Source organism: Erysipelotrichaceae bacterium 66202529, from assembly GCA_017161075.1.
Taxonomy (GTDB): Bacteria; Bacillota_I; Bacilli_A; order Erysipelotrichales; family Erysipelotrichaceae; genus Clostridium_AQ.
Genome location: CP046174.1, coordinates 3372281 through 3387835, shown reverse-complemented (window position 1 = coordinate 3387835; position 15555 = coordinate 3372281). Strand labels below are relative to the sequence as shown.

Here is a 15555-nt window from a genome sequence, read left to right as displayed (position 1 = left end):
AATGGAAGTTAAAAGAATTCTAAAATTCGCTGGAGGTGGAATTTTAGGTATAGTAATTTTGCTTATATATGTAACAATACAGGCATTTACAGGTATTTTTGCAAGTAGCCAAATGAGTGATGAGATACCTAAACAATTTTTCCAAACACCCGAAGGAATAAAATTATATAATGAGATTTATTATCCTGTTATAAATGAGTATAAGGAAAAATATAGCATTGAATTACCCTTATCTTATTTAGTAGTTCCTAATTGGTCTGCCAATATAAAAGAAACTATTGAAATTGTGAAATCTGAAGCTGAACAAGCAATAAATGCACAAGGAAAACCATTTTTACTTAAACAAATTAAAGAATATAGTGAATCATTAGTTAAGTTAAGCTTATATCAAAAACTTGATCCAATACAGTTGTCAGAAGATATTGCGAAATATAGTTATATTGATAGAGGTAATGTAAATAAGCCTAACCCTGATGGAGATAAGGATTTGCAGAAGAAGTATATATTTGCCTATCCATTTGCGCAACGTTATCCTATCAATGCTGGTTTTGGTATGTATGCTCCTTTTGGTGTGTCAACTATGCATTATGGTGTTGATATTGGTACACCTGATGGCACTACAGTTTATGCTAGTCATGACGGTATTGTAACCTATAATGGTTATGATTCTATTTCAGGCAATATGATTATAATAAAAGTTGATGATGATTTATCATATCTTTATTGTCATCTTAGTAGTTTATCCCCTCTATCCGTTGGAACCAATATAAAAAAGGGGCAAGCAGTAGCACATACAGGACACACAGGCAATGTAACTGGCGCTCATTGTCATTTTGAAATCAGATTATATGGTAAAGCAATAGACCCTATGCGAATAATCAATTTACAATAAGACTTGTTAAAAACTTCACTTGGAGGTAAAATATGAGTAAGAACAAAGGAGTGATAAATAATGATGAAAGCCAAATCAGCTTATTCGCCAGTTTTGATTGGGACATCGATGCAAAAAATGATCGTGGAAATTTTGAAACAGGAGAATCCGAAAGTTTATCACAAATTACGTTTTCAGAAAACCTTGACAACTCAAGTAAAATTGTTAGAAGAAGAAGTAGAAAAAGTAGAAGTACGAATTATGAAGAACCTAAGCTTGATCTATGGGACACCAGAGACGAGCTACCCAGAGATGACCGCAAACATAGTAAAAATAAAAAGCGAAGCAGAGAGACAGACAATGGATTACTTAGTTCAACAAGTTCGCAACATGACTTTAGCATAGAGAATGAAGATCAATCTTTAAATGCAAAGCAGAAGTTCAAGAACAATCTTAAAGCCATAAAAACTTTAAGATCATTAGAGGCAAGTGAAATACAGCTAACACAAGATGTACAGGAAATTTTATCGCATTATACAGGATGGGGCGGTCTACCCCATCTTTTTGATAATCAAAATCCTGATTGGAAAAAAGAACGAGAAGAATTACAGAAATACATATCTGATAAAGAATACAAAGAATGTATGGCATCCACTTTAACAAGCTTCTATACACCGCAAGTAGTGATAAAGTCTATGTATGAGATTGTACAGAAAATGGGATTTGATTGTGGAAATATCTTAGACCCTTGTGTTGGTACTGGTAATTTTATTGGATTGATGCCTAATGATATGCGTACAAATAGTAATATCAATGCGGTTGAAATAGACAATATATCCGGAAGTATCTGCAAATATCTTTATCCAAGTATTGAAGTGCAAATAAAAGGTTTTGAGAAAACTGAATATCAAAATAATTCGTTTGATTTAGCCATATCTAACGTACCCTTTGGTAGATACAGTGTTTACGATCGAGAGTTTGCTAAATATAATTTTCAAATCCATGATTTCTTTTTTGCTAAAGCATTATCAAAAGTCCGCCAAGGCGGGCTTTTGTGTTTTATAACCTCAACGGCAACATTAGATAATCCAAATAATAAAATACGTGAATGGCTATATGAGAGAGCAGATCTAATCGGTGCAATACGCCTACCTAACAACACATTCACAAAGAATGGAGCAAACACCACTATAACGAGCGATATCATATTTTTAAAGAAACTAGATCAATTAAGAGTTACCGTTGATGAAGAAAACAGTTGGCTTAAAACAGATGAGTTTCAAGGCAAACATATCAATCATTATTTCACTAGCAATCCTCATATGATACTCGGAACACTAACAACGAGATCTAATGCTTTTGGTGGTCATGAATTAACTGTGAATCCAAACAAAGAGTTTACTCTTGCTGAAATGCTACAAAGAGCAGTTGATCACTTCCCTGATGATATTTATCACGAAGAAGAAATTTTCTTAAATGAAAATGAAACTCAAATCACAAAACTAGAAAGTGAATACCAAAATATAAAAGATGGTGCTTATTTTTTGATTGATCGTGATATTTATCGTAGGCAAAGTTCAAATAAAATAAAATTAACTGATTATAAAAATGAGAGTAGAATTAGACAGTTATTGCTTATAGAAAACATTATAGAAAAGCTCATTCATATACAATTACATAATTTTAATCAAATTGAATTTCAAAATTTACAAGAGCAACTTAAACAATCCTATAATGAATTTATTATTCAATATGGATATATCAATTCAAAAGAGAATTTCAGGATATTCAGAAATGATCCTAACTTTTATATGCTTATGGCACTTGAAATCATTGATAAGAAAACAAATAAAGTGTCTACATCAGATATTTTTAGAAAAAGAACTATTAAACCTCGTGATCAGATAATACATGCTGAATCTGCCAAAGACGCTATGTTAGTTTCTTTAGATAAGTTTGGACGTATAAATATAGATTTTATGCAAACAATTTACAACAAGAGTAAAGAAGATATAGAGGCTGAGTTATTGAAAGAACATCAAATTTATGTTGATCCTAAAGATGGTTCCCTAACCCCTAGCAATGAATATCTAAGTGGCAATATAAGAGAGAAACTAAAAATAGCAGAAAGTAAAAATGATGATGGTAGGTTTGACAACAATATTACAGATTTAAAACGTTTTCTACCTGAGTGGATAACAGCAGATAATATCACTTGTCAGCTAGGAACTACATGGGTTCCAGCAAAATATGTATCTGAATTTATTTGTCATCTTCTAAATATCAAAGGATATCAAAAGGATTCAGTAAAAGCTAGTTATTCTCCCTTACTGGGAAGTTGGGATATAATGATTCCAAAGTATATACTTAATATGAACTATTATGATAACTGGGCAGTACCCCCATCTGAAAACTTGGATATAAAATACAGACAACCTGACTATAGTATAATTGATTTAATGGATGATGTTATTAACTCCAAAACCATTAAAATCATGAATTATTATGATGTTTACGAAAATGGAAAAAAGAAAGTAAAAAGTAAATTGAATAAAGAACGTACAATACAAGCTCGTTATAAAGCGAACAACTTGGATTCTGTATGGCAAGATTGGATTTATAGTGATTTAAACCGTAGAGAAGATTTAGAAAAAATCTATAATAATTTATATAATTCTGATGTTTTGCAAACGTATGACGGTGCGTATCTTACTTTTCCTCAAATGAATCCACTAATCACTTTAGAGGATTTTCAGAAAAATAGTGTTGCACAAATGATGTTTGGAGGTAATACCCTACTAGCTCAAGCAGTTGGTGCTGGAAAAACTTTTGAGATTATTGCAACAATTATGGAACTAAAACGTATTGGTTTAAGAACAAAACCTATGATAGTTGTACCTAATCATTTGGTTATGCAATGGTCACAAGAATTTTATACGTTATACCCATCTGCAAATATTCTATGTGCTACAAAGAAAGATTTACAGAAAGATAATAGAAATGCTTTTATCCACCGTATAGCAACTAATGATTATGACGCAATAATCATTGCCCATTCGTCCTTTAAATTGATTCCTTTATCAAAAGATTATCAGATAGATAGCATTAGAAATATGATTGATGATCTATCCGTTGCTATAGAGTTAGAGAGAGAATCAGATGTAAAAAACACATATTTGATTAAACGTTTAGAAAGTTCAAAAAAATCATATGAAACTAAAATAGAATCTTTGCTTGATCATAAAACAGATGACGGTATTGTATGGCAACAGTTGGGTATTGATTTATTATGTGTAGATGAGGCACATTATTTTAAAAATTTAGCTATAACAACGAGAATGTCTAACATTGCTGGTGTAAGTACGACTGCATCGCAAAAAGCTTTTGATTTATATTGTAAAGCAAACTATATCAAATCTAAAGGTGGAAGTGTTATTATGGCTACAGGTACTCCAATGAGTAATTCCATGACAGAATTATATACATTTCAGCGTTATCTACAGGAGGATCTATTACAGGAGAAACAAATTTATAGTTTTGATGCATGGGCTAAAAATTATGGTAAAGTCACGCAGACACTAGAAATCAGCGTTGATGGTGGTAGTTATCAAACAAAAGAAAGATTCAATAAATTTTTCAATATACCTGAACTCATGCAAATGTTTCGTAAAAATGCGATCATTATGACCTCTAATATGCTTGCAAACGAAATGAAAAATAGTAAATTACAGAGGCAAAACTCTACGATACCTACTAGAATTGGAGGAAAGCCAATAATCATCCAAAATGAACCTAGTCCTGAATTAAAAGAATACATGGAGGATGTGGTTGAAAGAATGGAACTTATACATGCGAATGCTGTTGATCCTAGAGTAGATAATCCGCTTAAAGTGAATACCGATAGTAAAAAGGCATCTATAGACCTTAGACTTATTGATGAAGAATATGGGTGCATAGCTGGCACCAAAATCATCGGTATAGCAAGCAATGTGAAAAAAGTCTATGACGAGTTTGCAGAAAACAAAGGTGTACAAGTGTTATTTTGCGATTATAGCACTCCTAATAATGATAAATGGAATATATATTTTGAATTGCGTAAATTGCTTGTTGAGCATGGAATACCAAAAGAAGAAATAGCCTTCATACATGATTATCAGACAGAAAGTGAAAAGAGTCTACTTTTTGATGAATTAAATGATGGTATAAAAAGAATAATAATTGCCAGCACACCAAAAATGGGAGCTGGAACAAATATACAACAACGCTTATGTGCAATACATCACATTGATGTTCCGTGGAAAGCAAGTGACATTGAACAAAGGAATGGACGTGGGTTTAGACAAGGCAATATGTTTGATGCCATATATGAATTTAGATATGTAACTGTTAAGAGCTACGATGCATATTCATGGCAGATTATTGAGACAAAGAGTACCTATATGCAACAGTTACTTGAGGGATCAAACACAATTCGTACTATGGATGAAATGGATGAAAATATATTATCATATGCTGAAATAAAAGCAATCGCATCAGGAAATCCCCTCATACGTAAAAAAATGGAAGTAGATAATCAAATAAGACAATTACAGATGAAAAAATCTAATTTTTTAAAGCAGAAATTTCAAGCAGAAAAGAGTATAATAGAGTTGCCAGCAAAGATTAAAAAATTAGAAGATCAAATAGCCTTATTAGAAGAAGATGTTTCTATGAAAGATAATAGTAAAACATTCTCTGTTACAATTAACGATATTACTTATACTGATATAAAAAGGGCTGGCGAAGAATTACAACGGCTAATTCAAAATTTCAATTTATTAACAGATAATAAAAAACCATTTGGGAAATATCGTGGATATGACATGGCTATTCAAAAGGTTGGACTTGAATTATACTTCATTCTTATCGCTAAAAATGATTCTTATCGTCCAGCTAGTATTAGTAATTTAGTGCAAGTGAATTTTAATAGATTCGATAAACTGATTTCAGAAATGGAAGATCAATTAACCACATTACAAAATCAAAAAGCCGTTCAGTTAGATAACCAACTTGTATTAGAAGAAATCATATCGAGTCAATTCAAAGATGCAGAAATGCTTAACCAGTTATTAAACCGACAAAAAGAAATAGATCTTGCTTTGAACGATCCCTCTACCACTGTTGAAATCGTAAATGAAGAAAACATCGAAATGGAGGCATGAGCATGAATAATTTGATACAAAGTATGTTGCATCATCTACCAAATTCATTTTATGAGGAGTATTCTAATTGGTATGAGAATATCAATAATATTCAGGAAAAGATGGAATTTCTTGTTTGTTTACTACGCAGAATAGATGATTGTTATTACAATGAATATTTTCCTGAAGTACAAAAAATTCTAAGAAAACATAACACAGATATTGATAAAATAACATCGAAACTCTTGAATGATGCTTGTTGGGCAGAAGATCAAGAATATGATGATATTGAAATATAAGGAGGGACTTTATGAAAGAATATGATTATAACGAATTTAACGTTGATTTCAGCGAATATGAGCAACAAGAAAATGATCAGAAATATAAAGTATATCTTGCATATAAGATTGCTAAGAAAGCTCATAAAGGGCAAATGAGAGATGAAGGCACAGAGTATATATCGCACCCTATCGCAGTATCTAAAAGACTTACTAATCCTGATGAAATAATCATTGCTTTACTGCATGATACTCTTGAGGATACAGATGTTACATATGAAGAAATTAAAAAAGAGTTTGGTATAGCAATAGCCGATAAAATTCAGTTATTGACGCATAAAAAAGGTATATCTTATTCAGATTATTTAAAGCTAGTATGCACTGATTTAATAGCACTTAAAATCAAAATGTTAGATAGAATTCATAATGTTAGCTCATTAAAAAATTGTCCTAACCCAATAAAGGTACAGAGATATATAGATGAAACTGAAACGGTTTTCTTACCTATTATTGATACTCATTTAAGTGAATTGAATAATCCTCACTATGATGATCTTTTTGCAGAACTTGAAAAGGAGGTTCAGAATGTCAAACAGCAAATTGAAGAAATCGGCAATATTCTTTAGAAATTATCTTGAATCACAAGATTATTTAAAACTACTACAATTTGATCTCATCCAGCTACTAGAATCTAGTGGCTTTTTTTATGGCTTTGATTATTCACTGAAAGGTAGATATAAAACACCACAAAGCATTATTGAAAAAATTGATCGAAAAGGATATAAAGAAATGAAGCAATTAACAGATTTAATGGGTGTAAGTATTGTTTGCAGAAGTCAGGAAGATGTACCTAAAATTCAGCATATAATAAACGATCATTTTAAATGTGTTGAAATTTCTGATTACTATAAGCATACCCCAAAATCAGGATATACCGCTTTGCATATGGATATCAAATATAAGACGATGCCAGTAGAAATCCAAATTAAAGATACACTCTCTAAGATAAAGCAAAAATATGTTCATGACCGAATTTATAAATCAGATCTCGAAAATAAGGAAATGGTAAATGCCATTTTTGTTAAAAAAATTGATGAAATTTTTTCTAAGAGAAAGATCACATCATTAGATGAGTATTTGACAGCACGTGATATCAAAAAATTAGATAAAGAATTATCTCATTTTCCTCAAAAAAAACGTCAGATCGTTCATTCCGTTTCTTGTGAAGAAGCGGTTGAGCTATAGAAAGTAGGCAAAAATGCCCACTTTTCAACAAAGGGAGAATGCGATCAAACGTGCATGGACAGCAAAAATATTAGAGTTAGTCATGGATTATAATATTTATGCTTCCGAGAAACTGGAGTTATCTGATTTTACGAATTATCTTAAAGGAAAATCTGTTAATGAATATGAGAAATGCTATAAAGATTTACAGAATAGGTTTAATCAAATGATCCTTGAGGAAGAAGAACCCACCTTATGAATAATAAAATACTCTTGACTTTTGATATGTCAGTGACAATCAAGCAAAAGCGTTTAGATAAACACATTAAACAAGTCGAAGTATCTGAACATCTACATATTGATATAAACTTGTACCGCAGAATTGAACAGTTTAAAATCAGAAAAGTAGATGCTATTGTACTAAAAAGAATTTTTGATTATTATGATATACCTATTATTGACTTCATACCTGCTCCAACGATAACAGTGAGTAGCAGATTGAGCGAAACAGTTATGAATGATTTAGAAAAAATCAAAGCAAGAGAACATTTAGATAATACGTCAGAAGCAATAAGGTACTGTGTTGAACAGTACCTTTACTTTGATAAATTGGCTGATTCAAAAAAAGAGATCATAAAGTTAATTGAGGATACTTTATATATAACTTATATAAAACAGATAAGGTCTGATCAAAAACGCATTGATAACCTATTGAATATTTTGAAACTGAATGGATTAAGTGATCAAGAAATATCTAATTTAGAAAATCAAGGATATAAAAAATATCGTTCTAAGACGATCTAGGAGGATGAATATGAAAATAATCGTATTTGGAAGTCATGAGTTTATGGATAATTTGCAAAAGGAATTTCATGAATTAGACAGCACCTTATATTTCATAAATCATTATGAAAATAAAACTGCTATAAACCTTATTGCGTTGCGAGTAACCAACTTGACACATATCCTAATTGATGGGGATATGTATAATGATGTAGACCTTTATTACGCAGTTAAAACTTTAAAGCTCCTGAATCCCGATGTAAAAATTATTTGTGTGATCACACAGGAAAGAGAATTAGTATGCCATTACCTTACTACTGACGAGCTTGCATACATTGTGGGTACTGGAATTGAAATTGAGCATCTTTTTCAAAGTGATTTCTCTGAATTCAATAAAAATCTCACATTTAATAATATATCTCAAAAAAAGGACAAGCGATTACGTAAAAAGTTTTATAAAACAGGATATGAGAATATGTATGTAAAAAAGAATCGAGGAGAAAAAAATGGACGAAAAAAGAAATGATTTATATTTTAATGAAATAATCAATATACTATCTGATGCTCTAAATGACCAAAATTATATGAGTGGTGGATTCTCAAATAATTTTAAATATTGCAAAGATATACTACGCACATATAACGCATTGTATAGCCAAAACGATATAGATCATTTTAGAAATTATGTAAATGAATACTTAAATAAATATAAGAATTGGCAAGAAGATAGGTTAAAAGGTATTCAAGAATTTATAATAATGAAAGGACATGATCTTACTGATAGAAACAAAGAATTGCTAAAAAAACATGCAATAAGAGGTGACATCAGTAAGTTGTCATTTCTCAGAAATGTATCTTTGGATTATGTAAATGAAATAGAGAGCTACGCTGATAGATATTGTGAGAGATGTCAGTATGAAACACCTATTACCTTAGATATAGATATACGTGATACAGTTTGTAAAGCGTCTGAGGATGAGGAGAACAACATCGCTAATTATCATGATTATTATAGACATCATTGCTATATATCGAAGAAAGATGAATTTAATAATATGACATGGTACGAACTTGTTAGAGGTGAAAAAAGACCTATGAATGATAAAGATATCATTGATATTGTTGATAATCATGGTATTTTTCAAAAACGTTTATATTTTATGATGAATGAAGATGGCGAAATAAAATGCCATACAATTTTAGATAACAATAAATTTGAAAAAATAGATTTTTGTCAGATAGGATATCCCCTACCTTTGTATTTAATAGATGATATGCATAATCAGTTTGATTTAACGCTATTAACTAGATCATTCATATTTTATGTGAATGAGAATGGTGATGAACTAAAAATGTATAGAACGGAAGATTTTGGACTTGTATCAGATAATTATTTTGCTGAGGTAGGATACGTAGAAGAAATTATAGAACTGTTCCTTGAAGGAAAGGAATATAACTTAATCTATATGGATGATAATACAAAATATAATTACAAATACCTTTTATTAGATAATAAAGGGGAGATGAATGACGAAACAGACCTATATCTTGATTTACTGTATAATGATGATTTGCTGTCAGTCGATAAAATAAAAATTGAAAATGAATTAAAAAAACTGTTTCTTGAATCTAATGAATTAGAAAATATAAAATTTGATGATAACTCGTCAGTTGGGTTATATCAGATGAATAACAAAAGCGATTATAGAAACGAAATACAATCCATGTATGCAGTTATAACGAAAGACAATACTATTACAAAACTAGATTATGTTGGCTTTAATCATTCCCTAGCATATGAGTGTTTTCAAGAAATTATCAATGGAAATATTATTGAAAACTCACAAATCATAAATGCCAAAAATGTGTTAGCAATGACATCAGATTATGGCTCAAACAAATATTGTACGAATATGGATGCCATAATTGATAATTTCTATGATATAGTCGGGACAAATAAAATCTATATTATGAAAGCAGAAAATCTAAGATATGGTCAAGATAAAAAACCTGAATATTTTGCACATCAGGATGGTGACAAATATTTTATTCAAGATTTAGTCAATCATGTAAATGGCACCATTATGAAAAACGAAAATGGTGATCTCATCTTATATACTAGAGATGCGGATTTCTCTGATGATTATTTAGATGGTAAGTACCACATGACTTTGCAAAAAATAACAGTTCGTCTATCCCCTAATCAGAATACATATGAGGTGATAGAAGCGGATCCTGAAACATTATTCAATGAATGCCAGCAAGAACATCATTTAGGAAATAAAATAAATGATATTATACAAGAAGATATTTCATTGGATGATGAAGAAATTGATCTTTAAAATTTTATAGAAAAGTATCCAGCTATTCGATTAGCCCTACCAATAACAGATTATTTATAATCTGTATTGGTAGCAGGATAAGGTCGTAACGAGTTTCGACTTTTTGGTGCTTGTTGCCAGTGGCAACAACAGATTTTACTTTAAAACAACGATAAAAACAAATAATCAATATTAACGACTTAGTGATTCTTAAAATCACTTTTTTTGTTGTGAAAATTAGATATTTTCCTTTACTAATAATGTATTTCATAGATTTTTTATATTGTCAGTAATATAGATTATTTCATCATTAAACTATTAAAACCATTCTATAAAACTATCTAATCAAAAATCATTTATTATGACAGAAAGGAGCGGTTATGAATAAACATAAATTAAATAAATGGGTAGGATTCTCAATTATATTCATAGCTTTTATGTTGATATTTCCCTTGTGTATTACAATTATAATTTCCACTTTAACAAATACTGAAATGATAGAATGTTTTCAGTTAAATAAAATTGAAATCATTATGCTATCTTTTGGTATCTCAATATATCTTATATGTGCCATGATATTTAAAATCACATATAATTTAGAAAAATCAACGAAACTTGCATCTTCTAGGTGGGCTACATTAGACGAACAGAAAACTTTTTTTGCTCAAACGAATATGGATGAGAATTTAGATGTTGGTGGCTTGCCTATACACTATCTGCCCAAAGGTATTAAATTTTGGAAAAAGGATGAATTACTTTATGAAAAGCATGATGTACATAGCTTAGTAATTGGTACAACTGCAAGCGGTAAAAGTAGAAAAATTGTACGTATTTTAATAGCACTTATTTCAAAAGCAAAAGAAAGTATGGTAGTGAATGATCCAAAGAAAGAATTATTCTTCTTATTTAGAAATTTTTTAAAAGGATTGGGATATGCTGTTTATTGTGTTGATTTTAGAAATCTTGAATATAGCGATAAATGGAATCCTTTAACTAACATTATTAGATATCTACAAGAAGATAATATTGACGATGCGGACGAGTTAGCTGGTGATCTATCCAATAGTTTAGTAATAGATAATGGAGCTGGTGAGAAAATATGGATTGACGGTCAGCGTGCCTTAATCAAGGGGTTGATATTAGCAGTAGCCCAAGCAAATGTTCCTGATTCTAAAAAGAATTTTTATAGTGTGTATCAAACTTTAGCTTTATTATCAAAACCAATAAATAAAATCATTCCGTTAAATGAATTTTTCAATTCCCTTGGTGAAACGGATATAGCAAGAGTAGCGTTTACTACAGTACAAAATGCTCCTGATAAAACAAGGGGGTCTTTTTATACATCATCACTTGCAACATTAAACATTTTTTCCAGTATAAAACTGGCTAAAATGATGGCACAATCCTATTTCGACATTTCAACATTTGGTGATAAACCATGTGCATTATTTTGTATAACTCCAGACGAAAAAACCAGTAAGGATGCTGTTGTATCCATGCTACTTGATGAGATTTATAAAACTTTGGTATTTAAAGCCAATGAATACGGCGGACGATTACCACGGAGAATACATATGATTTTAGACGAATATGGTAATTTGATAAAACAGGAAAATATGAGTAGAAAAATTACTGTTTCAAGATCAAGAGGAATCATTTATCATTTATTTGTCCAAGATACAAGTCAGATTGATGAAATCTATGGTGAAAAAGTAGCAAAGACTATTAGAGGTAATTGCAATTTATGGATATATATCGCCAGTGGTGAATATTCTACATGTGAGGAAATTGAAAGAAAAATAGGATCAGAAACAATTTGGACAGAGAGTTATTCACAAAACTATAATTCTTCTGCAACGGTTCAAGGCGGAGGTAGTTCTTATCAGCAGACCAAAAGATCATTGATTGATGCCAATGAATTGCAAACTTTAAACAAGGAGAAAGGTGAAGCTATAGTTATGAGAACATATATGCAACCAATCTTTACTACACTCCCCGATTGGTCAAAATATAGATATAGTAAAATCATAAAAGAAGATAAGACAGAAACACCAGTAGCTGATATGGAGTTACATTATGCGGTTCCAAGAGCAGTAGATTTTTTTGGTATAACTTTTTGGTATTGGTCTCAGCGTAACGATATAACCGCTCAAGTTCAGGATCATATATTAGATTATTTTGAAACTGAATGTGATGAAGATGAAATAAATCCTGAAATAATAGATAAAATTGCAGATTATTTAAACAGTCAGACATTTCAAGATTTTATCAATCATTTGGATGAGCAAAATACGTTTAATAATTCATTATCTTCAGAAGAACCCGATATAGATCCTGATACCTTATTCAATGATATTATGAATGTACTTAATAGCTAGGAGGTGTTAAAAGTAGGCAATATTGCCTACTTTTATCAAATGAAAAATAAAGATAAAGCTCAAATTATTGTGAATTTGAGATACAGGAAAAATGACGGTATCAATATTTACAGGATGTTGAACTATTACGATCGAGATGACAGATGTTGCAAATTTTCAGTAGAAACAAATAAGATGCTGGATTATTATGAATACCGACTAGGTAGTACAGGGTGTTTTGGAAAAAATGGCATTTATGAACGTAAACAAGTTGAGAAAGATATATTGAAATATCATCCTGATTCTTACTACCAAATGGTGATATCTGTAAGGTCAGAGTTTGCTATTGAGAATAATTTAACAGATATTAAAGATATGCAACAATTCATAACAAAAACAATGAACAGAAATATTATTGAATTAGGACTTGATCCTAGTAATGTTATGTGGGGAGCATACTATCACACAAATACGGACAACCCGCATGTACACATATGGATGTATGAGAAAATGCCTACAAAAAAGCTTCTTAAAATCAACAAGAAAAAATTTATGAAAATGAAGTCTACACTTGGATCGTACCTCATAAATTCTGCTGAATTACTCTCAACAAAGGATACGGCATTCAATGATTTCATAACTATATTGCAAAACAGTAATGTAGATAAAAAAGTGATAAAAAGTGTTCAAAATCATTCCTTCAGCAAATTTTTTTCACATGATACATCCTCAAAAGATTTGTATCCATTACTAATGAAATTATATAATACACTTCCTGTATCTGGTTCGTTAAAATATAATAGTGCTAATGTTTTACCATATAAAAATGATATAAATGAAGTAATTAAAATAATAAAAGATGATAATGAGATTGCACAAGCTATACAGGAATACGAATTGCAAGTAGAAAAAATTATAGACAAAAATATATTTCTTTATGGTGGGAATAAATTTGACCAACGTTATCAAAAATATAAAGATAATCAAATGAAAAAAATTGATGATCGGATCGGTAACCTAATATTGCAAACGATAAAGCAAGCACGCACTATTGATCAACCAGTTAAAAATAAAAAGAGTTTAAGTAAAAAAGAATGTAAAGCATATTCTAATTTCCTTTATTCCACCGTATTTCATGATGTTACATATGATTTAGCAGTGTTATCTTATACAGCGAATCGTTTAAAACAAGAGGCAGAATTAGCTAGAGAATATGCAGTTCAAGATAGTATTGAATTTTAAGTATCTGAATGATCAAAAAAACCAGTAGAACGATTTATGTTCACTGGTTCTTTTTTTTATGTATATTTTTTTAATGATTGCCTATACTAAAAACAGGATTCCTATATTTTAGTAATTCATTAGATAAAATCATAGGAATACAAAGCGCAATAATCTCAAATATCTTATAATAGCCACAAGGAGCGTGTTATATGAAATGTTTTAGTGAATTATTATCAGATGCTTTAGCTATATCAAATATTACACAAACTGCTTTAGCAAAGCATATCGGGTGTAGTTCTAGGACAATTTCATCCTATGCGACTGGTAAGAGTGAACCTGATTATTTAACCATGTTACGAATATGTGCATTTCTACATATAGATCTTAATGCACAGGTAGTAGGATTAAGACCTGATGTATTAAGTGTTAATGAACGATATTTAATAAAGATGATTCGTGATTTGAAAATTTCTGATGAACATATATTAAAATTGATTGATTTTCTGCAAGAATTCAATCATCCCAAAAGGACATAAGGTAATCCCCACCTGGAAGTCCTTTTTTTATTCTATTATTGACTTCTTCAATACGTAATACTACTTTATCAAGATAAATTGGATCAGTAAGAACAGGAAGATTTTTATAATGGCTTAATATGTACAACTCTCCAGCTATATCACTTTCAAGAATAAAACTTGTTTTCTCTTTTACTAAATTGAAAAGGTCAAGAATAGGAGAATCAGTTGTATATGTGAAGTTTTCAGGTAACTGATTCCATCTTTTTAAGATAAATATATAATCATCCAAAATTTCATTTTTTTTATAATCTAGCACTATATCTAACATCTCTACCAATGTATTCACTTCAAAAGTTCTAACATGATCTTTTTCGTTAAAACTAATGAAAAAGCGTTTACTGTTCCCTGTATCTAAATTTATATTGAAATTCTCAAATATGTGTTCTAAATTACTTTTGATCTCACAATTTGTTCCATATGCCATACTATGAATATATAACCTTAACTGATTATACACTTCATCTATTTCATAATTTTCGAGCTTTTCTCTTAATAATTCTTCTGTAATTCCGAAATTTTCTTTTAAATAAGCCTTTAACTCCGATATTCTCCCTTCAAAATACTCATCTGATGAATCATTCCCATTTTCATCGAGTATGCTTAATTCTTTTGGCATGTTTGTTTCTCTCCTCCTTAATGCCACGCCCCAAGTTATTTTAGATGTATCTATGTGATTTGTCAATGTGCCTGTCAGTTTTTTAAAAGTATACGAATGTGTCGCAAAGCGGGATTATGATGT

General features: G+C 30.3%; 13 protein-coding genes. 12 read left to right on the top strand and 1 reads right to left on the bottom strand.

Translation table 11 applies throughout. The features are described 5' to 3' along the window. Window position 1 precedes the first annotated feature (1 nt). The 12 genes from GKZ87_16000 (at window position 2) to GKZ87_15945 (ending at window position 14774) form a co-directional block, all read left to right on the top strand. Window positions 2-892, top strand: a complete 891-nt coding sequence (locus tag GKZ87_16000; protein ID QSI26880.1) for a peptidoglycan DD-metalloendopeptidase family protein — start codon at window positions 2-4, stop codon at window positions 890-892. Between the two features lie 32 nt (window positions 893-924). Next, window positions 925-6072: a hypothetical protein gene (locus GKZ87_15995; GenBank protein ID QSI26879.1), complete on the top strand. Its 5148-nt coding sequence runs from the start codon at window positions 925-927 to the stop codon at window positions 6070-6072. A 2-nt stretch (window positions 6073-6074) separates the two neighbouring features. Next, window positions 6075-6350: a hypothetical protein gene (locus GKZ87_15990; protein QSI26878.1), complete on the top strand. Its 276-nt coding sequence runs from the start codon at window positions 6075-6077 to the stop codon at window positions 6348-6350. Window positions 6351-6361: 11 nt separating this feature from the next. Then, window positions 6362-6955 carry an HD domain-containing protein gene (locus GKZ87_15985; protein QSI26877.1) on the top strand — a complete coding sequence of 198 codons (594 nt, stop codon included), beginning with the start codon at window positions 6362-6364 and terminating at the stop codon, window positions 6953-6955. After that, a complete protein-coding gene (locus GKZ87_15980; protein QSI26876.1) occupies window positions 6876-7574 on the top strand; it encodes a hypothetical protein in 699 nt (232 codons plus the stop codon). The genes GKZ87_15985 and GKZ87_15980 overlap by 80 nt, the downstream gene beginning before the upstream one ends. A gap of 13 nt (window positions 7575-7587) precedes the next feature. Next, on the top strand, window positions 7588-7812 hold the full coding sequence (locus GKZ87_15975) for a hypothetical protein (protein ID QSI26875.1): 225 nt from the start codon (window positions 7588-7590) through the stop codon (window positions 7810-7812). Beyond that, window positions 7809-8357 (top strand): hypothetical protein, encoded by a 549-nt coding sequence (locus GKZ87_15970; protein ID QSI26874.1) that lies wholly within the window; start codon window positions 7809-7811, stop codon window positions 8355-8357. Before GKZ87_15975 ends, GKZ87_15970 begins: the two co-directional genes overlap by 4 nt. Before the next feature lie 10 nt (window positions 8358-8367). Next, the gene (locus GKZ87_15965) at window positions 8368-8862 is read left to right on the top strand and encodes a hypothetical protein (protein QSI26873.1); all 495 of its coding nucleotides are present in this window, start codon (window positions 8368-8370) and stop codon (window positions 8860-8862) included. Continuing rightward, window positions 8843-10678 (top strand): hypothetical protein, encoded by a 1836-nt coding sequence (locus tag GKZ87_15960; protein QSI26872.1) that lies wholly within the window; start codon window positions 8843-8845, stop codon window positions 10676-10678. The genes GKZ87_15965 and GKZ87_15960 overlap by 20 nt, the downstream gene beginning before the upstream one ends. Window positions 10679-11037: 359 nt before the next feature. Then, the gene (locus GKZ87_15955; protein QSI26871.1) at window positions 11038-13035 is read left to right on the top strand and encodes a TraM recognition domain-containing protein; all 1998 of its coding nucleotides are present in this window, start codon (window positions 11038-11040) and stop codon (window positions 13033-13035) included. A gap of 39 nt (window positions 13036-13074) precedes the next feature. Further along, entirely contained in the window at window positions 13075-14256 is a 1182-nt protein-coding gene (locus GKZ87_15950) for a hypothetical protein (GenBank protein QSI26870.1), read from the top strand. 191 nt (window positions 14257-14447) lie between these two features. Further along, window positions 14448-14774, top strand: a complete 327-nt coding sequence (locus GKZ87_15945; protein QSI26869.1) for a helix-turn-helix domain-containing protein — start codon at window positions 14448-14450, stop codon at window positions 14772-14774. Here GKZ87_15945 and GKZ87_15940 read toward each other — a convergent pair. Next, complete coding sequence (locus GKZ87_15940) at window positions 14752-15432, bottom strand: hypothetical protein (GenBank protein ID QSI26868.1); 681 nt, start codon at window positions 15430-15432, stop codon at window positions 14752-14754. The genes GKZ87_15945 and GKZ87_15940 overlap by 23 nt on opposite strands. Between the last annotated feature and the right edge of the window lie 123 nt (window positions 15433-15555).

Coding starts and splice junctions, on each gene's coding strand:
- GKZ87_16000 (QSI26880.1), top strand. CDS start 2: ATGGAAGTTAAAAGAATTCTAAAATTCGCTGGAGGTGGAATTTTAGGT.
- GKZ87_15995 (QSI26879.1), top strand. CDS start 925: ATGAGTAAGAACAAAGGAGTGATAAATAATGATGAAAGCCAAATCAGC.
- GKZ87_15990 (QSI26878.1), top strand. CDS start 6,075: ATGAATAATTTGATACAAAGTATGTTGCATCATCTACCAAATTCATTT.
- GKZ87_15985 (QSI26877.1), top strand. CDS start 6,362: ATGAAAGAATATGATTATAACGAATTTAACGTTGATTTCAGCGAATAT.
- GKZ87_15980 (QSI26876.1), top strand. CDS start 6,876: ATGATGATCTTTTTGCAGAACTTGAAAAGGAGGTTCAGAATGTCAAAC.
- GKZ87_15975 (QSI26875.1), top strand. CDS start 7,588: ATGCCCACTTTTCAACAAAGGGAGAATGCGATCAAACGTGCATGGACA.
- GKZ87_15970 (QSI26874.1), top strand. CDS start 7,809: ATGAATAATAAAATACTCTTGACTTTTGATATGTCAGTGACAATCAAG.
- GKZ87_15965 (QSI26873.1), top strand. CDS start 8,368: ATGAAAATAATCGTATTTGGAAGTCATGAGTTTATGGATAATTTGCAA.
- GKZ87_15960 (QSI26872.1), top strand. CDS start 8,843: ATGGACGAAAAAAGAAATGATTTATATTTTAATGAAATAATCAATATA.
- GKZ87_15955 (QSI26871.1), top strand. CDS start 11,038: ATGAATAAACATAAATTAAATAAATGGGTAGGATTCTCAATTATATTC.
- GKZ87_15950 (QSI26870.1), top strand. CDS start 13,075: ATGAAAAATAAAGATAAAGCTCAAATTATTGTGAATTTGAGATACAGG.
- GKZ87_15945 (QSI26869.1), top strand. CDS start 14,448: ATGAAATGTTTTAGTGAATTATTATCAGATGCTTTAGCTATATCAAAT.
- GKZ87_15940 (QSI26868.1), bottom strand. CDS start 15,432: ATGCCAAAAGAATTAAGCATACTCGATGAAAATGGGAATGATTCATCA.